We start from the raw sequence: 17,515 nt of genomic DNA on the forward strand, positions 1-17,515 counted from the left end.
GCGCGTGCCCGACGGTGATCTGCTCTTTTTCAAGCTGGTGCGCGTCGTCAACCTGACGGCCCGCCCCTTTGCGCAGCGCGTGGGCCGGGAACACCAGCTCTCGCTGAACGAATGGCGGGTGATGGCGCTGGTTGGCGCGCAGCCGGGCTGCAACGCCAGCCAGGTGGCAGAGCGCAGCGGCCTCGACAAGATGGCGGTGAGCCGCGCCCTGGCCGGCCTGCAGCGCGCCAAGCGGCTGCAGCGCCACGACGATCCGACCGATCAGCGATGCAGCCGGCTTTACCTGAGTGCAGCGGGCAAGGCGCTCTACGCCATCGCCCACGCCCGTGCGCGCGAGCGCGAGGCGCAGCTCTTCGAGGGCATCACGGCGCAAGAACGCGCGCAGCTGAGCGCCATGCTCGACAAGCTCATTGCTTCGGTGCAGAAGGCGGACGGCTGAGCAGGGGCACGGGGTTACTACCCGAACGGATGGCATCCTTCGCTCGTAAAACAGCCGATTCCATGGCCAAATTTTTTCCTTCCCGGAGTCACACATGAAGAAGATTTCCCAGTTCCATCGACGCACATTGCTGGCCACCTCCGCGGCCGCCCTGCTGCTCGCCGCCGGCCCGGCCGCAGCCCAGGGCGCCTGGCCCAGCAAGCCCGTGCGCATCGTGGTGCCCTTTGCACCCGGCGGCACCACCGACATCCTGGCGCGGGCGGTGGCGCCTGAACTGTCCAAGGCCTTCGGCCAGCAGTTCATCGTGGACAACCGCGCCGGCGCTGGCGGCAACGTGGGCGCCGAGATCGTCGCCAGGTCGCCGGGCGATGGCTACACGCTGCTGATGGGCACCGTAGGCACGCACGGCATCAACCGCGCGCTGTACCCGAAGCTGCCCTACGACCCGATCAAGGACTTCGTGCCGATCACGCTGGTGGCCGCCGTCCCGAACGTGATGGAGATGAACGCCGACAAGGCCAGGGAACTGAAGATCAACAACGTGCAGGACTTCATCGCCTACGCCAAGTCGCACCCCGGCAAGCTGAGCATGGCCTCCAGCGGCAGCGGCACCTCGATCCACCTGGCGGGCGAGCTGTTCAAGACCATGAGCGGCAGCTTCATGACGCACATTCCCTACCGCGGCTCGGGTCCGGCCTTGCTGGACCTGGTGGCCGGCAACACGGACGTCATGTTCGACAACCTGCCCTCCTCCATGCAGCAGATCAAGGCGGGCAAACTGAAGCCACTGGCCGTGACCAGCGCGCAGCGCTCGCCGGCGCTGCCGGACGTGCCCACCGTCGAGGAGGCCGGCGGCCCCTCGCTCAAGGGCTACGAGGCCAGTTCATGGTTCGGCCTGCTGGCCCCGGCCGGCACGCCGCCGGATGTGGTGAGCCGCATCCAGCAAGAGGTGGCGAAGTCGCTGGGCACGCCCGCCATCAAGGAAAAGCTGGTGGCCCAGGGCGCCATGCCCAGCGGCAACAGCCCGGCGGATTTCGCCAGGCTGATCGACAGCGAACACAAGAAATGGGCGCAGGTCGTGAAGGCCTCGGGCGCCAAGGTCGATTGAGAGCGGCCGCTACTTGGCGCCCCAGATCACGTCCTTCCCTTCGGCAAGGGAGCGCTTGAGCATGTGAAGCAGCGGCGACGCGCGCTGATGCAAGCCGATGTGCTGGCGCTCGGCTTCGTCCGCATGGTCCTCGGCAGCAAAGGGATCGCGGTTGTGGCGGTTGGCCGCGGCGTCCTGGCTCAGCGCGTTTTCCAGTGCGCCGATGGCGGCGGGCATCTCTTCGACGGTAATGATGCCCTTGCTCGAGCTCTTGCCGATGATGTCCAGGAGCTGACGCGCGTTGCCCTCCATCATCACGAAGTCCGCGGTCGACTGGGATTTGAAACGGTAGAGCATCTCTTTACCTCACCTGTAGATGTAGTCTCGCGTGAAAGGGTACTCCGATTGCGCGCCGCGGATCGCGCCGCTTCCCACTTCGCCGTCCGGCCTCGTGGCCAGCATCTGGTGCAGCGAAATCCAGCCTTGCTCGAAGCACATGGCCGAGCCGGCCAGATAGAGGCGATAGGCACGCAGCACGCGCTCGGCACGCTCTTCTTCGCCGGTGCTCTTCCTGAGCACCGCGCGCGCCTCGTCCAGTTGCGATTCCAATGCATCGGACCAGGCCCACAGGGTGCGGGCATAGTGCGGGCGCAGGTTCTCGGCATCGACCATCTCCAGGCCGGCGGCGGCGGTCTCGCGCAGCACATGGGTCACGTGCAGCAGCTCGCCACCGGGGAAGATGTATTTCTCGATGAAGTCGCCCATGCCGGCACCCAGCTGCTGGTAGTCGAGCTGGCCGGAGGTGATCCCGTGATTCATCACCAGCCCGCCGGGTGCCAGCAGATCGTGGATCTGGCGGAAGTAGGCCGGCATGTTGGCGCGGCCCACGTGCTCGAACATGCCGACCGACGAGATCTTGTGGAAGGGCTGCTCCGGCTTCAGTTCGCGATAGTCGAGCAGCTCGACGCGGACCCGGCCGCCAAGGCCGCGCTCTTCGATCAAGCCCTGCACGTAGGCGTGCTGGTTCTTCGACAGCGTGATTCCGGTGGCCTCGACGCCATAGTGCTCGGCCGCCCACAGCAGCAGGGCGCCCCAGCCCGAGCCGACGTCCAGGTAGCGCTCGCCGGCCTTGAGCTGCAGCTTCTTGCAGATGTGGTCGAGCTTGGCCTCTTGCGCCTGGGCCAGGTCGAGGGCGGCATCGCGGAAGTAGGCACAGGAATAGACGCGCCGCGGGTCGAGCCACAGGGCGTAGAAATCGTCCGAGACGTCGTAGTGAAACTGGATCTGCTGGGCGTCCTTGCGCAGCGAATGCGATCCGCGCGACTTGGCGCGCCGCAGTCCATCTGCCCACCAGCCGGTCTGGGTCAGGGCCGGGTTGCCAGGCAACAGGCCGACGGCGGCATCGGTCAGGTCGCGCATGGCGCCCTGGATCTGCACGCGGCCTTCGACGTATGCCTCGCCGATGGCACCGATCTGGCGCGCCGCCAGCTTGGCCAGCGCCGACCATTCCGAAAAAGCCAGGGTGACCCGGGAACCCGGCTTGGCGGCAACGCGGCGCCCGTCGGGCAGTTCCAGGGCGATGGGCACTGGCAGCGTCGCAAGCTGGGACTCGATCTTCGGTATCAAGCTTTGCATGGAGGCGATTTTTGCCAGGGCTGAATGCAACCGTCAACCAACCATTTCCAAGCCACCACCGACGACATATGCTTCAGGTGTAAACTATTTATTCGTGAATCGCTGGATGCCGGCGTGCAACCAGCCCGGACAGCCGCCCTCAAAAGGAGAGTGCATGAACGACTTGATCGATCGCTTCGTCCCCGACCGACTGCCTCCTCGCGAGCAGTGGCCGCAGTTTCGCTATGAGGGGCTGCCAGGCAGCGTTTTTCCCGACGCGCTCAACCTGGTCGATACCCTGCTGGCCCGGGCTGAAGCCGCGGGCCACGGCGATCGGCCCATGCTGCGCTCGCCCGATCGCACGCTGAGCTACCGGCAGGCGCAACAGGAAATCGATCGCATCGCTCAGGTCCTCACGGAAGACCTGGCCTTGGTGCCCGGCAACCGCGTGCTGCTGCGCGGCGGCAACTCGGTCGAGATGGCGCTGGCCTGGCTGGGCGTGGTGAAGGCCGGCATGGTGGCGCTGGCGACCATGCCCTTGCTGCGCGCGCGGGAGCTGGGCGACATCCTGGAAAAGGCGCAACCGGTGGCCGCGCTGTGCGATGCCCGGCTGCTGGACGAGCTCGAAGCGGCGCGGGCCACGCCGGCCGGCGCCGCCCTGCGGACGGTGCTCTGCTTCAACGCGCCGCAGGCCCCGGGTTCGCTGGAAGCCTTGGCGGCCCGCAAGCGCGGCGAGGCCGCGCCGGCAAACAGCCGGGCCGACGACATCGCCTTGATGGCCTTCACCTCCGGCACCACCGGCAAGCCCAAGGCCCCGGTGCACAGCCATCGCGACGTGATGGCGGCCTGCGAGGCCTGGCCGCGCCACGTGCTGCAGATCGGCAGCGACGACGTGGTGCTGGGCTCGCCACCCCTGGCCTTCACCTTCGGGCTGGGCGGGCTCTTGATCTTTCCGATGTGGGCAGGCGCTTGCGTGTGGCTGCCCGGCGCGTCCTACACGCCGGAATCGATGGTGCGCGCCATCAACGAGGTGGGCGCCACCGTCTGCTTCACAGCGCCCACCTTCTATCGACAGATGGCGCCCTTTGCCAAGCAGCTGGGCGTGCCCAGCCTGCGCAAGACGGTGAGCGCCGGCGAAGGCCTGCCGGACGCGACGCGGCAGTTGTGGAAGGAGGCCACCGGCCTGGAGATGATCGACGGCATCGGCGCCACCGAGATGTTCCACATCTTCATTTCCTCGGCGGGCAAGGATGTGCGGCGCGGCGCCATTGGCAAGGTGGTGCCGGGCTACAGCGCGCGCGTGGTGGACGACCAAGGCAACGAGCTGCCGCGCGGCAGCATCGGCAAGCTCGCGGTGATCGGGCCTACCGGCTGCCGCTACCTCGAGGATGCGCGCCAGCAGAACTACGTGAAGAAGGGCTGGAACTACCCGGGCGATGCCTTCATGCAGGACGAGGACGGCTACTTCTTCTACCAGGCGCGCGACGACGACATGATCATCACCGCCGGCTACAACGTGGGCGGGCCGGAGGTCGAGGACGCGTTGCTCAGGCACCCGGCCGTGGCCGAGTGCGGCGTGGTCGGCGCACCTCATGAAGAGCGCGGAATGATCGTGAAGGCCTACTGCGTGCTCAAGCCTGATCAGGTCGGCGACGCCGCCATGGTGAAGGCGCTGCAGGACCACGTGAAAGCCAGCATCGCGCCCTTCAAGTACCCGCGGTCCATCGAATTCGTCGCGAGCCTGCCGCGTACCGAGACCGGCAAGCTGCAGCGCTTCAAGCTGCGTCAGCTTGCGCAGGAGCCGACGGCGAAGACTTCATGAGTTGACCGAGCAGGTTGGCGACCTGCTTGCGCAAGCCGTCGTTCTCCGCGCTCAGCTCAGCTACGCGCTTGCGCAAGGCCTGCACCTCATCGGTGTCGCCAGCAGCGCCTTCGCCTGCAGCGTCCTGCGGCGCCGGCGCGGTGCCTTCGCGCGGCTTGCGCTTGGCTTCACGCACGCGCTTGGCGGCCTGCTTGAGTTCGCCGGCGCCAGCCGCGGCCTTCTGCTCTTCTTCCGACAAGGTGGCGACGGCCGCTGCCGCGCTGAGGGAAATGGCGCCCGACTTCAGCGCAGCCACCACTTCGGGCGCGGCCTGGGTGTGGATCTTTTCGATCAGTTGCACCTGGCTGCTACGCAGGCGTGCGGCACGGGCGATGTCCTCGCGGCTGCTGAGTGGATCGGCTTCCGTGCGGACGGTCGACGCCGCCGGGCTCGCGCCGATTGAGTCGCCGGCATCCGCCTCCCAGGGCGGAGTTTCGGCGCCCATCGTTGCTGCGCCGCTTTGCGCCGCGGCAGCCTCCTGCTGGCGAGCGCGTCGCTGCGCCACGATTTCACGCTTGCGCAAGGCCAGCACGCCACGCTGGTAGTCCGAAACGCTGCGCCGGCCCAGGTGCTGGTCGATCATCCAGAGGTGCACGTCCTCCATGCTCTGGAAGCGCTGGCTCTGCAGGGTCTGGAACGGCAGGCCGTGCTTCTGGCAGATGTCGTAGCGGTTGTGGCCGTCGACCAGCAGTTCGCCCCAGAGCACCAGGGCATCGCGGCATCCCTCGGCCAGGATGCTGCGCTCCAGCGCCTCATATTCCTCGGCGCTCAATGGATCGATATAGGCTTTGAGTTCTTCGTTGACGACGATTTGCATGACACGGCGCGAATGTGCGAAAGGTAGGTGCGAACAATGGCGCGAAAAATGGGCACGAAAAAAAACGCCCACTTGAAAAAGTGGGCGTTTCGAATTGGTTGCGCGAGCAAGATTTGAACTTGCGACCTTTGGGTTATGAGCCCAACGAGCTACCAGGCTGCTCCATCGCGCGGCAAGTCTGAATTATAGCTTATTCCGCAGCTGCTTGCTCGTCGGCAGCTTCAGAAATTTCAGGGCGATCGACCAGTTCGACCAGCGCCATGGGCGCGTTGTCGCCCACGCGGAAACCCATCTTCAGGATGCGGGTGTAGCCGCCCGGACGCGTCTGATAACGCGGGCCGAGTTCGTTGAACAGCTTCACGACCGAGTCGCGGTCGCGCAGGCGGTCAAAAGCCAGGCGCTTGTTGGCAACGGTGGGCTTCTTGGCCAGCGTGATCATCGGCTCGATGACGCGGCGCAGTTCCTTGGCCTTGGGCACCGTGGTCTTGATGGCCTCGTGAGCGATCAGCGAGTTCATCATGTTCTGCAGCATCGCCAGGCGGTGCGAGCTGGTGCGGTTGAGTTTGCGAAGGCCGTGACCGTGACGCATGATTCTTTCCTTTCGAGGTTTTTAATAAAGGCAGCCGTATCAGGTACTGCCCTTTGCGCAATGAACGCTTAAGAAATTAACGCTTGTCGAGGCCGGCCGGGGGCCAGCTTTCGAGCTTCATACCCAAGGTCAGGCCGCGCGAGGCCAGCACTTCCTTGATTTCGTTGAGCGACTTGCGACCCAGGTTCGGGGTCTTGAGCAGCTCGTTCTCGGTGCGCTGAATCAGGTCACCGATGTAGTAGATGTTTTCGGCCTTCAGGCAGTTGGCCGAACGCACCGTCAGTTCGAGCTCGTCCACAGGGCGCAGCAGGATCGGGTCGAACTGCTGGGCGCTGCGCGGCGCGGGCTGGTCGAAGGCAGCCAGTTCGCCGCCTTCCAGCTGCGCGAACACGGCGAGCTGCTCGACCAGGATCTTGGCCGAGGCGCGCACTGCGTCTTCGGCAGTGATGGCACCATTGGTCTCGATCTCGACCAGCAGCTTGTCCAGGTCGGTACGTTGTTCCACACGGGCGCTTTCGACCGTGTAGCTCACGCGCTTGACGGGCGAGAACGAAGCGTCCAGAACGATGCGGCCAATCGACTTGGTCGGCTCGTCGGCATAACGACGCATCGTGCCGGGCACGTAGCCGCGGCCCTTCTCGACCTTGATCTGCATGTCGAGCTTGCCGCCTTGCGACAGGTGCGCGATGACGTGATCAGGGTTGATGATCTCCACGTCGTGCGGGGTCTGGATGTCGGAGGCCGTCACCGGGCCTTCGCCATCCTTGCGCAGGCTCAGCGTGACTTCATCGCGGTTGTGGAGCTTGAACACCACGCCCTTGAGGTTCAACAGGATATTGACCACGTCTTCCTGGACGCCGTCGATCGACGAGTACTCGTGCAGAACGCCGGCAATGGTCACTTCGGTCGCCGAATATCCAACCATCGACGAAAGCAGAACGCGGCGCAGCGCGTTGCCGAGCGTGTGGCCGTAGCCGCGCTCGAAGGGCTCGAGCGTGACCTTGGCCTTGTTGGGCGCCAGTTGCTCGACCTGGATGGTCTTGGGTTTCAGCAGGGTGGTTTGCATGCAGACTTCCTCTCAATACCCCCGGCTCGTTACACCGGTAAGGCTGGTGAAGTGCCCGCCGGAGCTTCCGGCGAGTACAAAAAAATCGAAGAGCGGGCCGCCGTCGGCGGCACGTTCTCATCCGTTAACGCGAATACAGTTCGACGATCAGCGATTCGTTGATGTCGGCGGCGAATTCGTCGCGATCGGGGGTCTTCTTGAAGACGCCTTCAGCCTTGTCGGCGTTCACGTCGACCCAGGCGGGCATGCCGACCTGGGCAGCCAGTTGCAGCGCCTCGAGCACGCGGTTCTGCTTCTTCGACTTCTCGCGCACGGCGATCACGTCGCCGGCCTTGACCAGGTACGACGGGATGTTGACCGATTGGCCGTTCACGGTGATCGCCTTGTGCGACACCAGCTGGCGCGCTTCGGCGCGGGTCGAGCCGAAGCCCATGCGGTAGACCACGTTGTCCAGGCGCGACTCGAGCAGGAACAGCAGGTTGGCGCCGGTGTTGCCACGGCGGCGGTCAGCTTCCTCGAAGTAGCGGCGGAACTGCTTTTCGAGCACGCCGTACATGCGCTTGACCTTCTGCTTTTCGCGCAGCTGCAGGCCGAAGTCGGAGGTGCGCTGACCCGAGGTGCGGCCGTGCTGGCCGGGCTTGGAGTCGAACTTGGCCTTGTCCTGGATCGAGCGGCGGGCGCTCTTCAGGAACAGGTCGGTGCCTTCACGGCGGGAGAGTTTGGCCTTGGGGCCGAGGTAACGTGCCACGAGATCTTCCTTTGCGTCATCTGCCGCAGGGTTTGGGCTCTGCGGGAGCCGTCAGCGGCGTGCGGACGGCGGTGGGCTTTTGTCGAAACAACAAAAAAACAAATGCGCAGACTGCGTTTTTGCCGCAGGCTGCGCCGAAGGCCGGACGCTTAGATGCGACGGCGCTTCTGCGGACGGCAGCCGTTGTGCGGCACCGGCGTCACGTCGGAAATCGAGTTGATGCGGATGCCGAGTGCGGCCAGGGCGCGCACCGACGATTCGCGACCGGGGCCGGGGCCCTTGATCTCGACGTCCAGGTTCTTGATGCCTTGTTCCACGGCAGCGCGACCGGCGACTTCCGAAGCGACCTGGGCTGCGAAAGGCGTCGACTTGCGCGAGCCCTTGAAGCCTTGGCCACCCGACGAAGCCCACGACAGGGCGTTGCCCTGGCGATCGGTGATCGTGATGATGGTGTTGTTGAACGAGGCGTGCACGTGCGCGATGCCGTCCGCGACGTTCTTGCGGACCTTCTTGCGAACGCGCTGTGCTGCGTTATTGGCAGGAGCTTTAGCCATGCTTATCTATCCTTACTTCTTCAGGGACTGCGCAGCCTTGCGCGGGCCCTTGCGGGTGCGGGCGTTGGTGCGCGTGCGCTGGCCGCGCATTGGCAGGCCGCGGCGGTGGCGGAAGCCGCGATAGCAGCCGATGTCCATCAAGCGCTTGATGTTCATCGTCGTCTCGCGGCGCAGGTCGCCTTCGATCGTGAACTGGGCGATCTGGTCGCGGATCTTCTCGAGATCGGCGTCCGTCAGGTCCTTGATCTTCTTCGCGTAGTCGATACCGGTCGCTTCGCAGATCTGGCGAGCGCGGGTGCGCCCGATGCCGAAGATGGCGGTCAGGCCGATCTCAGCGTGCTTGTGCGGCGGAATGTTGATGCCAGCAATACGTGCCATGTGCGTCCTCTAAATCTCTTCTTGTCGAATCAACCCTGGCGCTGCTTGTGGCGCGGGTCGGAACAGATCACGCGCACGACACCCTTGCGGCGAATGATCTTGCAATTGCGGCAGATGGTCTTGACCGAAGCCGAAACTCTCATTTGGTACTCCTAAATCTCTCTACGTCTTGTGGGCTGACTGCTCAATCAGGAGGTCTTGAAACTGGCCTTCTTGAGCAGCGATTCGTATTGCTGGGACATCATGTAGTTCTGCACCTGGGCCATGAAGTCCATCGTGACCACCACGATGATCAGCAGTGAAGTCCCACCGAAGTAGAACGGCACGTTGTATTTCAGAATCAGGAACTCCGGCAGCAGGCAGACGAAGGTGATGTACACCGCGCCCGCCAACGTGAGGCGAACCAGAATCTTGTCGATATACCGGGCGGTCTGGTCACCCGGGCGAATGCCAGGAATGAAGGCACCGCTCTTCTTCAGGTTGTCTGCCGTCTCGCGGCTGTTGAAGACCAACGCCGTATAGAAGAAGCAGAAGAACACGATGGCCGCCGCGTACAGAAGCACGTAGATCGGCTCGCCCGGACGCAGAGCGCTGGCGATGTCCTTGATCCAGGCCCAGCCGCTGTCGCCGGCGGAGAACCAGCCCACCACCGTTGCCGGCAGCAAGATGATCGACGAGGCGAAGATCGGCGGGATCACGCCGGCCATGTTCAGCTTCAGCGGCAGGTGCGACGACTGGCCGCCATACACCTTGTTGCCCACCTGACGACGCGCATAGTTCACCAGGATCTTGCGCTGGCCGCGCTCGACGAACACCACGAAGTAGGTGACGAGCACGACGACCGCGACGATGAACAGCGCGATGATCGGGTTCATGGCACCGGTGGTGACCAGCGAAGCCAGGCCGCCGATGGCGCTCGGCAGACCCGCCGCGATACCCGCGAAGATCAGGATCGAGATGCCGTTGCCCAGGCCACGCTCGGTGATCTGCTCACCCAGCCACATCAGGAACATCGAGCCGGCCGTCAGGCTGACCATGGCCGTGATGCGGAAGCCGAAGCCGGGCGCGATCACCAGGCCAGCGGACGATTCCAGCGCCACCGCGATGCTGAAGGACTGGAACAGCGCCAGGCCCAGCGCGCCGTAGCGCGTGTACTGGGTGATCTTGCGGCGGCCCGCCTCGCCTTCCTTCTTCAATTGCTCGAAGGTCGGAAGCACGTAGGTCATCAACTGCATGATGATCGACGCGGAGATGTACGGCATGATGCCCAACGCGAACACGGTGAAGCGCGACAGCGCTCCGCCCGAGAACATGTTGAACAGGCTCAGGATGCCGCCCTGCTGGCCCTGGAACAGCTGTGCCAGCTGGTCCGGGTTGATGCCAGGCACAGGAATGTGCGCACCGATCCGATAGACCACGAGGGCGAGCAGCAAAAACACGAGCCGACGACGCAGGTCGCCGAACTTGCCTGTCTTTGCGAGCGTTGCCGCGTTAGTTGCCACGAAGTGCCTTCAGCCTTTGGTTAAGCGACGCTGCCGCCGGCTGCTTCGATCGCAGCCTTGGCGCCGGCGGTCGCACCGACGCCCGTCAACTTGACGGACTTGGTGAGCTCACCCGACTTGATGATCTTGACCACCTTGGCCAGCTGGCCCACGAGGCCGGCTTGCTTCAGCGCCAGGACGTCGACTTCGGCCAGGCCCAGCTGCTCGAGAGCGGCCAGGGTGACTTCCGCGTTGTACTTCAGCGTCTGCGACTTGAAGCCGCGCTTGGGCAGGCGGCGCTGCAGCGGCATTTGACCGCCTTCGAAGCCCACCTTGTGGAAGCCGCCCGAACGCGACTTCTGACCCTTGTGACCGCGTCCAGCGGTCTTGCCGAGGCCGGAGCCGATGCCGCGGCCGACGCGACGCTTCGCGTGCTTGGCGCCATCTGCCGCCTTGATGCCATTGAGTTCCATAAACGTCTCTCTCAGCAGCTCTTTTTAGAGCACTTTGACCAGGTAGCTGATCTTGTTGATCATGCCGCGCACAGCGGGCGTGTCCTGCAGCTCCGACACGGAGTTGAGCTTGCGCAGGCCCAGGCCGCGCACGGTGGCGCGATGCGATTGCTTGGTGCCAATCGGGCTCTTGACCAATTGGACCTTGACGGTTTGTTGTTGCGTCATGTCGATGTCCTTAGGCGAACAGCTGCTCGACCGTCAGGCCGCGCTTGGCAGCGACTTCGGAAGCCGTCGTCGCGTTGCGCAGGCCGTTCAGCGTGGCGCGAACCATGTTGTAGGGGTTCGACGAGCCATGGCTCTTGGCCACGACGTCGGTGATGCCCATCACTTCGAACACGGCGCGCATCGGGCCGCCGGCGATGATGCCGGTACCCTTGGGGGCCGGGTACATCACGACCTTCGAAGCACCGTGGTGACCGTGCACTTCGTGGTGCAGCGTGCCGTTCTTGATCGCGCCCTTGAACAGGTTGCGACGGGCTTCTTCCATGGCCTTCTGCACGGCAGCAGGCACTTCCTTGGACTTGCCCTTGCCCATGCCGACGCGGCCGTCGCCATCACCCACCACCGTCAGTGCGGCGAAACCGAGGATACGACCACCCTTGACCACCTTGGTCACGCGGTTGATCGCGATCATCTTCTCGCGCAGACCGTCCTCGGGGCCTTCGCTCTGCGTTCTTGCCTGAATCTTTGCCATCTTGATTACTCGTGTCCGGTTAGAACTGCAGGCCGGCTTCGCGGGCTGCGTCGGCCAGCGCCTTGACGCGGCCGTGATAGGCGAAACCAGCGCGGTCGAAGGCGACCTTCTCGACGCCGGCAGCCTTCGCCTTTTCAGCGATGCGCTTGCCGATCAGCGTGGCCGCGGCGGTGTTGCCACCCTTGCCCGAAGCGCCCAGCGAGGTGCGCACTTCGGCTTCGGCGGTGGAAGCAACAGCCAGCACCTTCGAGCCGTCGCCGGAGATGACGGTGGCGTAGATGTGCAGGTTGGTACGGTTCACCGTCAGACGGGCGATGCCCTGCTTCGCGATGCGAATGCGGGTCTGGCGAGCGCGGCGAAGACGCTGTTCTTTCTTGGTCAACATCATTTTGCTGCCCCTTACTTCTTCTTGGTCTCTTTGATCACGATCTTCTCGTCCGAATAACGGATTCCCTTGCCCTTGTAAGGCTCGGGCGGACGAACAGCGCGGATCTCAGCGGCCACTTGGCCAACCTTTTGACGGTCGGCACCCTTGATCACGATTTCGGTCGGGGTCGGCGTAGCGACCGTGATGCCTTGCGGCATGGCGATGTCGACCGGATGCGAGAAGCCCACCGCGAGGTTGAGCTTGGCGCCCTGGGCCGCGGCCTTGAAGCCCACGCCAACCAGGTTGAGCTTCTTCTCGAAGCCCTTGGTCACACCGACCACCATGTTGTTGACCAGCTGGCGCACCGTGCCGCTCATCGCGTTGGCTTCACGCGAATCATTGGCGGGTGCGAAGTTCAGCTTGCCGTCTTCGTTCTTGACCGTGACCAGCGCATTGCGGGCCAGCGACAGCGTGCCGCCAGCGCCCTTGACGCTGATCTGGTCTTCCTTGATCGACACATCCACGCCTTGCGGGATGGCGACCGGCGATTTTCCTACTCGGGACATTCTTGTTGCTCCTCGATCAGGCGACGTAGCAAAGCACTTCGCCGCCAACGCCGTTGGCGCGTGCCTTGCGATCGGTCATCACGCCCTGGGGCGTGGTCACGATGGCAACACCCAGGCCGTTCTGCACGTGCGGGATCGCAGCGCTGCCCTTGTAGACGCGCAGGCCAGGACGGCTGACGCGCTCGATGCGCTCGATGACCGGGCGACCGGCGTAGTACTTCAAGGCGATTTCGAGTTCGCTCTTGCCGGCTTCGGTCTTGACCTGGAAACCGTCGATATAGCCTTCGTCCTTCAGGACCTGCGCGATCGCGATCTTCACCTTGGAAGACGGGACCGACACAGTGGGCTTCGCCACCATCTGCGCGTTACGGATACGCGTCAGCAGGTCGGCAATGGGATCACTCATGCTCATGTTTATTGCTCCTGCCTGGCTTACCAGCTGGCCTTGGTGACACCGGGGATGTCGCCTGCGAAAGCCAGCTCGCGAATCTTGGCGCGGGCCAGACCGAATTGACGGAAGGTGCCGCGCGGACGACCGGTGATTTCGCAACGGTTGCGCTGACGCGTCGGGTTGGCGTTGCGCGGGAGCTTCTGCAGGGCCAGGCGGGCAACTGCGCGCTCTTCGTCGCTCTTCTTCGCGTCGTTGGCGATGGCCTTCAATTCCGCGTGTTTCGCGGCGTACTTGGCGACCAGTTTGTCGCGCTTGAGTTCGCGCTGGATCAAAGCTACTTTAGCCACAGGTCACCTCAGTTCTTGAAGGGGAAACGGAAGCCGGCGAGCAGCGCCTTGGCTTCTTCATCGGTCTTGGCCGTCGTGGTGATGCTGATGTTCAGACCACGCAGAGCATCCACCTTGTCGTATTCGATTTCGGGGAAGATGATCTGTTCTTTGACGCCGATGTTGTAGTTGCCGCGGCCGTCGAAGGCACGGCCCGAGATACCACGGAAGTCACGCACACGCGGCAGGGCCACGGTGACGAAACGGTCCAGGAACTCATACATCTGCACGCCGCGCAGGGTCACCATGCAGCCGATGGGCTGTTGCTCACGGATCTTGAAGCCGGCGATCGCCTTCTTCGACTTGGTGACGACGGGCTTCTGGCCGGCGATCTTGGTCAGATCGGCGACGGCGTTCTCGAGCACCTTCTTGTCGGCCACAGCCTCACCCACGCCCATGTTGAGCGTGATCTTGGTCAGGCGCGGGACCTGCATCGGGGACTTGTAGCCGAACTTCTCGGTCAGGTCCTTGGCGATCTTTTCGCGGTAGGTTTGTTGGAGTCGTGCCATGTGCGTACCTCTTAAGCGGCCTTGATTTCTTCGCCGCTGGACTTGAAGACGCGCACGCGCTTTCCGTCCGTGACCTTGATGCCCACGCGATCAGCCTTGCCGGTCGCGGCATTGAAGATCGCCACATTGGATTGGTGAATCGGCATGGCCTTCTCGACGATGCCACCGGTCGTACCCTTCATGGGGTTCGGCTTGGTGTGCTTCTTGACGAGGTTGATGCCGTCGATGACGACGTGCGAGTCGTCCGAGCGCAGCGTGACGGTGCCGCGCTTGCCCTTGTCGCGTCCGGCCAACACGATGACCTGGTCGCCTGTGCGAATCTTGTTCATGGCGTTGTGTCCTTAGAGAACTTCGGGGGCCAGCGACACGATCTTCATGAACTTCTCGGTACGCAGTTCGCGCGTAACCGGTCCAAAGATGCGCGTGCCGATGGGCTCGAGCTTGGCATTGAGCAGAACGGCGGCATTGCCGTCGAACTTCACGAGCGAACCATCGGCGCGACGGATGCCCTTGGCGGTGCGAACCACCACTGCACTGTAGATCTCGCCCTTCTTGACGCGACCACGCGGAGCGGCTTCCTTGATGCTCACCTTGATGATGTCGCCAACGCTTGCGTAGCGACGCTTGGAGCCGCCAAGCACCTTGATACACAGGACGGATTTCGCGCCCGTGTTGTCGGCCACTTCGAGCCTGGATTCAGTTTGGATCATTTGTCTTAGTTCCCAACTTGTACTGATCACGATCCCCGGCAAAGGCATTGCACCTTGGCGCCGACAACCGAACTCAGTCAGTCTTGGGCCCGTCGTCCACGTCTCGAACCACTCGAAACGCAAAGCCGATTGGGCTGAAAGCTCCGCCTTTTTCAAAGCGAAGCCATAGATTGTGGCACGGCTTCATATGCTCGTCAACCCCTATGCAACGCGATTTCCGCATGGCCCCGGACAGGCCGAGCGGCGAGCGACAATTCCCGGCCTCCCACCGGCGCAGCCGGCACCCTCTTTCTATATATAGAGCCGCAGCAAGACCATGACCACCGCTACACCCAGCGCCACTGCGACCGCCCTCCCCGCCCTCGCCTTCATCGGCGGGGGAAACATGGCCAGCGCCATCATCGGCGGCCTCATCCGCCAAGGCGTGCCCGCCGCCAACTTCGAGGTGGTGGAGCCTTTCGAGCCGGCGCGGGACAGGTTGCTCCAGGAGTTCGGCATCCGGGCGAACGCGGCGGCCTCCGAGGCCCTCAAGCGCTGCGCCGTCGTGATCTGGGCCGTCAAGCCGCAGACTTTTGCCGACGCGGCCCACTCGGTGGCGCCTTTCGCCGGCCACGCGTTGCACCTGAGCGTGGCGGCCGGCATTCCGTCGGGCAGCATTGCCCAGTGGGTCGGCACCGAACGCGTGGTGCGCGCAATGCCCAACACCCCGGCGCTGGTCGGCCAAGGCATGACGGGCCTGTTTGCCCGCGACGCCGCCAGCGGCGCCGACCGCACACTGGTGGCGCAGCTGTTGACACCCACCGGCCAATTGCTCTGGCTGAATGCCGAGCAGGACCTGGACGCGGTGACGGCCGTCTCCGGCTCCGGCCCCGCCTACGTCTTCTATTTCCTGGAGGCCATGGCGGAGGCAGGCGTCGAAATGGGCCTGGCACCCGAGCAGGCGCACCGGCTGGCGGTGGGAACCTTCACCGGCGCCACGGCCCTGGCGGCCAGCGCCAGCGAGTCGCCGACGGTGCTGCGCGAGCGGGTCACCTCCAAGGGGGGCACCACCCATGCAGCCATCACCACGATGGACGCCGCGGGGGTCAAGGCCAGCTTCAAGGCGGCGATCCGCGCGGCCCAGAAGCGCGCCGGCGAACTGGCCGAGGAATTCGGCCGGGCCTAGGGCCTGTTCAGCGCAGCGCGTAGCCGGCCACCACGCCGGCAAACACCGTGAAGCCCAGCCAGTGGTTCAGGCGGAAGGCCTTGAAACAGCCTTCGCGTGTGCGCTCGCGGATCAGCCGCCAATGCCAGGCGGCCTGCGCCAGCGCCGCGGCAATGCCCACATAGAAAACCGCACCCAGGGAGTGGCCGGCGCCGGCCCCTCCCCATACCGCCAGAAAGATGAGATAGCTGGCCATCACCGCCGCCACGTCGAAGCGGCCGAAGGTGATGGCGGAGGTCTTCATGCCGATCTTCAGGTCGTCGTCACGATCGACCATCGCGTATTCGGTGTCGTAGGCCAGCACCCAGAACAGGTTGCCGGCCAAGAGCAGCCAGGCCAGGCCCGGCACCTCCCCGCGCACCGCCGCAAAGGCCATCGGGATGCCGAAGCTGAAGGCAATGCCCAACACCGCCTGCGGGATGGCGAAGAAGCGCTTGGCAAAGGGATAGAACAGGGTCACGCCCAGCGCCGCGAAGGACCACAGCACCGTCACCCGGTTGGTGGTCAGCACCAGGCCGAAAGCCGCCAGCGCCAACGCCGCGCCCAGCAGCAGCGCCTCGCGCACCGAGACCTCGCCGCTGGTCACCGGGCGCGCGGCCGTTCGCTTGACGTGGCGGTCGAAGTCCCGATCGGCCACGTCATTGACGCAGCAGCCGGCGCTGCGCATGAGGATGGTGCCCAGCACGAACACGGCCAGCAGATGCCAGCCCGGCCAGCCCTCGGCCGCGAACCACAGTGCACCCAGCGTGGGCCACAGCAGCAGCAGCCAGCCGGCGGGCCGGTTCCAGCGGATCAGGTCGAGATAGGCCGCGAGGCGCCCGCGCGCAGGTGCGGCGGGCGGCGGGGGCGATGACGATGCGGACTCGCGCGCGGCCGCCGCCGGCATCGGAAGGGACATCACTCCTCCAGAAGCGAACGCAGCATCCAGGCAGTCTGGTCGTGCACCGTGCAGCGCGCCGTCAGCATGTCGGCCGTCGGATCGTCGCCGGCCTCTTGGGCCACCGGGATGAATTCACGTGCGATGCGCGACACCGTCTCGTGGCCCTTGACCAGCACGCGCACCATCTCCATCGCCTTGGGTGGGTGCTGCGGCACGTCGGGCACGGTGGCAATCTTGCTGAACTCGGCGTACGAGCCCGGCGCGTAGTGGCCCAGCGCGCGAATGCGCTCGGCGATCACGTCGGTGGCGCCCCACAGTTCGGTGTACTGCCCCATGAACATGGCATGCAGCGAATTGAAGTGCGGACCGGTCACGTTCCAGTGGAAGTTGTGCGTGGTCAGGTACAGCGTGTAGGTGTCGGCCAGCACGCGCGACAGACCCTCGGCGATGGCGGCGCGGTCCTGGCGCTCGATGCCGATGTTGATCATCGGCGCGTTGCGGCCGCCGGATTCTTCGGCCACTCGCGCGCCGCCCTTCACCGGCACCTTGCCGGCAGAAGACGCGGGCGACTTCGCAACGGATTTCGAATTCTTGGGAGTTTTCTTGGGAGCTTTGGCCATGGAGAGGCGATCCTTCTTCAGTGATTTGTTGTTGACGGA

Annotated in this window: 26 protein-coding genes and 1 tRNA gene; 4 read left to right on the plus strand and 23 right to left on the minus strand. The window is 64.5% G+C overall.

Going from position 1 to position 17,515, the window contains the following annotated elements:
• Nucleotides 1-4: 4 nt before the first annotated feature.
• Both ACIPRI_RS17275 and ACIPRI_RS17280 read left to right on the plus strand, forming a co-directional pair.
• Nucleotides 5-439, plus strand: coding sequence for a MarR family winged helix-turn-helix transcriptional regulator (locus ACIPRI_RS17275; protein ID WP_446622696.1), 435 nt, complete (start codon nt 5-7; stop codon nt 437-439).
• A gap of 94 nt (nt 440-533) precedes the next feature.
• Nucleotides 534-1,547 carry a Bug family tripartite tricarboxylate transporter substrate binding protein gene (locus ACIPRI_RS17280; protein WP_446622697.1) on the plus strand — a complete coding sequence of 338 codons (1,014 nt, stop codon included), beginning with the start codon at nt 534-536 and terminating at the stop codon, nt 1,545-1,547.
• A gap of 9 nt (nt 1,548-1,556) precedes the next feature.
• Here the strand turns inward: ACIPRI_RS17280 and ACIPRI_RS17285 are convergent, their stop codons facing one another.
• Together ACIPRI_RS17285 and ACIPRI_RS17290 are read right to left on the minus strand one after the other, a co-directional pair.
• Entirely contained in the window at nt 1,557-1,883 is a 327-nt protein-coding gene (locus ACIPRI_RS17285; protein ID WP_446622698.1) for a DUF1840 domain-containing protein, read from the minus strand.
• A gap of 9 nt (nt 1,884-1,892) precedes the next feature.
• Complete coding sequence (locus tag ACIPRI_RS17290) at nt 1,893-3,161, minus strand: class I SAM-dependent methyltransferase (RefSeq protein ID WP_446622699.1); 1,269 nt, start codon at nt 3,159-3,161, stop codon at nt 1,893-1,895.
• Nucleotides 3,162-3,315: 154 nt separating this feature from the next.
• Between ACIPRI_RS17290 and ACIPRI_RS17295 the strand changes: the two genes are divergently transcribed.
• Nucleotides 3,316-4,962, plus strand: coding sequence for an AMP-binding protein (locus tag ACIPRI_RS17295; protein ID WP_446622700.1), 1,647 nt, complete (start codon nt 3,316-3,318; stop codon nt 4,960-4,962).
• Here ACIPRI_RS17295 and ACIPRI_RS17300 read toward each other — a convergent pair.
• From ACIPRI_RS17300 to rplN, 19 genes are all read right to left on the minus strand, one after another.
• Nucleotides 4,916-5,818 carry a plasmid replication/partition related protein gene (locus ACIPRI_RS17300; RefSeq protein WP_446622701.1) on the minus strand — a complete coding sequence of 301 codons (903 nt, stop codon included), beginning with the start codon at nt 5,816-5,818 and terminating at the stop codon, nt 4,916-4,918. The two genes, ACIPRI_RS17295 and ACIPRI_RS17300, sit on opposite strands and share 47 nt — an antisense overlap.
• 95 nt (nt 5,819-5,913) lie before the next feature.
• Nucleotides 5,914-5,990, minus strand: a tRNA-Met gene (locus tag ACIPRI_RS17305).
• Between the two features lie 18 nt (nt 5,991-6,008).
• Nucleotides 6,009-6,407 carry a 50S ribosomal protein L17 gene (gene rplQ, locus ACIPRI_RS17310; protein ID WP_446622702.1) on the minus strand — a complete coding sequence of 133 codons (399 nt, stop codon included), beginning with the start codon at nt 6,405-6,407 and terminating at the stop codon, nt 6,009-6,011.
• 76 nt (nt 6,408-6,483) lie between these two features.
• Nucleotides 6,484-7,473: a DNA-directed RNA polymerase subunit alpha gene (locus ACIPRI_RS17315; protein ID WP_446622703.1), complete on the minus strand. Its 990-nt coding sequence runs from the start codon at nt 7,471-7,473 to the stop codon at nt 6,484-6,486.
• A gap of 124 nt (nt 7,474-7,597) precedes the next feature.
• On the minus strand, nt 7,598-8,221 hold the full coding sequence (rpsD, locus tag ACIPRI_RS17320; RefSeq protein ID WP_446622704.1) for a 30S ribosomal protein S4: 624 nt from the start codon (nt 8,219-8,221) through the stop codon (nt 7,598-7,600).
• Between the two features lie 149 nt (nt 8,222-8,370).
• Nucleotides 8,371-8,775 carry a 30S ribosomal protein S11 gene (gene rpsK / locus ACIPRI_RS17325; protein ID WP_068641693.1) on the minus strand — a complete coding sequence of 135 codons (405 nt, stop codon included), beginning with the start codon at nt 8,773-8,775 and terminating at the stop codon, nt 8,371-8,373.
• Between the two features lie 12 nt (nt 8,776-8,787).
• Nucleotides 8,788-9,153, minus strand: coding sequence for a 30S ribosomal protein S13 (gene rpsM, locus ACIPRI_RS17330; RefSeq protein WP_093382577.1), 366 nt, complete (start codon nt 9,151-9,153; stop codon nt 8,788-8,790).
• A gap of 29 nt (nt 9,154-9,182) precedes the next feature.
• Nucleotides 9,183-9,296 (minus strand): 50S ribosomal protein L36, encoded by a 114-nt coding sequence (gene rpmJ / locus ACIPRI_RS17335; RefSeq protein ID WP_068641696.1) that lies wholly within the window; start codon nt 9,294-9,296, stop codon nt 9,183-9,185.
• A gap of 45 nt (nt 9,297-9,341) precedes the next feature.
• Entirely contained in the window at nt 9,342-10,655 is a 1,314-nt protein-coding gene (gene secY / locus ACIPRI_RS17340; RefSeq protein ID WP_446622705.1) for a preprotein translocase subunit SecY, read from the minus strand.
• A gap of 20 nt (nt 10,656-10,675) precedes the next feature.
• Nucleotides 10,676-11,107 (minus strand): 50S ribosomal protein L15, encoded by a 432-nt coding sequence (gene rplO / locus ACIPRI_RS17345; protein ID WP_446622706.1) that lies wholly within the window; start codon nt 11,105-11,107, stop codon nt 10,676-10,678.
• Nucleotides 11,108-11,131: 24 nt separating this feature from the next.
• On the minus strand, nt 11,132-11,314 hold the full coding sequence (gene rpmD, locus ACIPRI_RS17350) for a 50S ribosomal protein L30 (protein WP_130366860.1): 183 nt from the start codon (nt 11,312-11,314) through the stop codon (nt 11,132-11,134).
• Nucleotides 11,315-11,324: 10 nt separating this feature from the next.
• Nucleotides 11,325-11,843, minus strand: a complete 519-nt coding sequence (rpsE, locus tag ACIPRI_RS17355) for a 30S ribosomal protein S5 (protein WP_446622707.1) — start codon at nt 11,841-11,843, stop codon at nt 11,325-11,327.
• A gap of 19 nt (nt 11,844-11,862) precedes the next feature.
• On the minus strand, nt 11,863-12,228 hold the full coding sequence (rplR, locus tag ACIPRI_RS17360) for a 50S ribosomal protein L18 (RefSeq protein WP_446622783.1): 366 nt from the start codon (nt 12,226-12,228) through the stop codon (nt 11,863-11,865).
• Between the two features lie 14 nt (nt 12,229-12,242).
• Nucleotides 12,243-12,776 carry a 50S ribosomal protein L6 gene (gene rplF, locus ACIPRI_RS17365; RefSeq protein WP_446622708.1) on the minus strand — a complete coding sequence of 178 codons (534 nt, stop codon included), beginning with the start codon at nt 12,774-12,776 and terminating at the stop codon, nt 12,243-12,245.
• 16 nt (nt 12,777-12,792) lie between these two features.
• Complete coding sequence (gene rpsH / locus ACIPRI_RS17370) at nt 12,793-13,188, minus strand: 30S ribosomal protein S8 (protein WP_446622709.1); 396 nt, start codon at nt 13,186-13,188, stop codon at nt 12,793-12,795.
• Nucleotides 13,189-13,208: 20 nt separating this feature from the next.
• Nucleotides 13,209-13,514, minus strand: a complete 306-nt coding sequence (gene rpsN, locus ACIPRI_RS17375) for a 30S ribosomal protein S14 (RefSeq protein WP_446622710.1) — start codon at nt 13,512-13,514, stop codon at nt 13,209-13,211.
• A gap of 8 nt (nt 13,515-13,522) precedes the next feature.
• Entirely contained in the window at nt 13,523-14,062 is a 540-nt protein-coding gene (gene rplE, locus ACIPRI_RS17380) for a 50S ribosomal protein L5 (RefSeq protein ID WP_446622711.1), read from the minus strand.
• Between the two features lie 11 nt (nt 14,063-14,073).
• The gene (rplX, locus tag ACIPRI_RS17385) at nt 14,074-14,391 is read right to left on the minus strand and encodes a 50S ribosomal protein L24 (RefSeq protein WP_446622712.1); all 318 of its coding nucleotides are present in this window, start codon (nt 14,389-14,391) and stop codon (nt 14,074-14,076) included.
• 12 nt (nt 14,392-14,403) lie between these two features.
• A complete protein-coding gene (rplN, locus tag ACIPRI_RS17390) occupies nt 14,404-14,772 on the minus strand; it encodes a 50S ribosomal protein L14 (protein WP_093382552.1) in 369 nt (122 codons plus the stop codon).
• 316 nt (nt 14,773-15,088) lie between these two features.
• On the opposite strand from rplN, the gene proC reads away from it, so the two are divergent.
• Nucleotides 15,089-15,937, plus strand: a complete 849-nt coding sequence (proC, locus tag ACIPRI_RS17395) for a pyrroline-5-carboxylate reductase (protein ID WP_446622713.1) — start codon at nt 15,089-15,091, stop codon at nt 15,935-15,937.
• Between the two features lie 7 nt (nt 15,938-15,944).
• On the opposite strand, the gene ubiA is transcribed toward proC, so the two are convergent.
• Together ubiA and ACIPRI_RS17405 are read right to left on the minus strand one after the other, a co-directional pair.
• Complete coding sequence (gene ubiA, locus ACIPRI_RS17400; RefSeq protein WP_446622714.1) at nt 15,945-16,874, minus strand: 4-hydroxybenzoate octaprenyltransferase; 930 nt, start codon at nt 16,872-16,874, stop codon at nt 15,945-15,947.
• Nucleotides 16,874-17,476 carry a Dps family protein gene (locus tag ACIPRI_RS17405; protein WP_446622715.1) on the minus strand — a complete coding sequence of 201 codons (603 nt, stop codon included), beginning with the start codon at nt 17,474-17,476 and terminating at the stop codon, nt 16,874-16,876. Before ACIPRI_RS17405 ends, ubiA begins: the two co-directional genes overlap by 1 nt.
• Nucleotides 17,477-17,515 lie beyond the last annotated feature (39 nt).

This window comes from Variovorax sp. LARHSF232 (assembly GCF_052871435.1).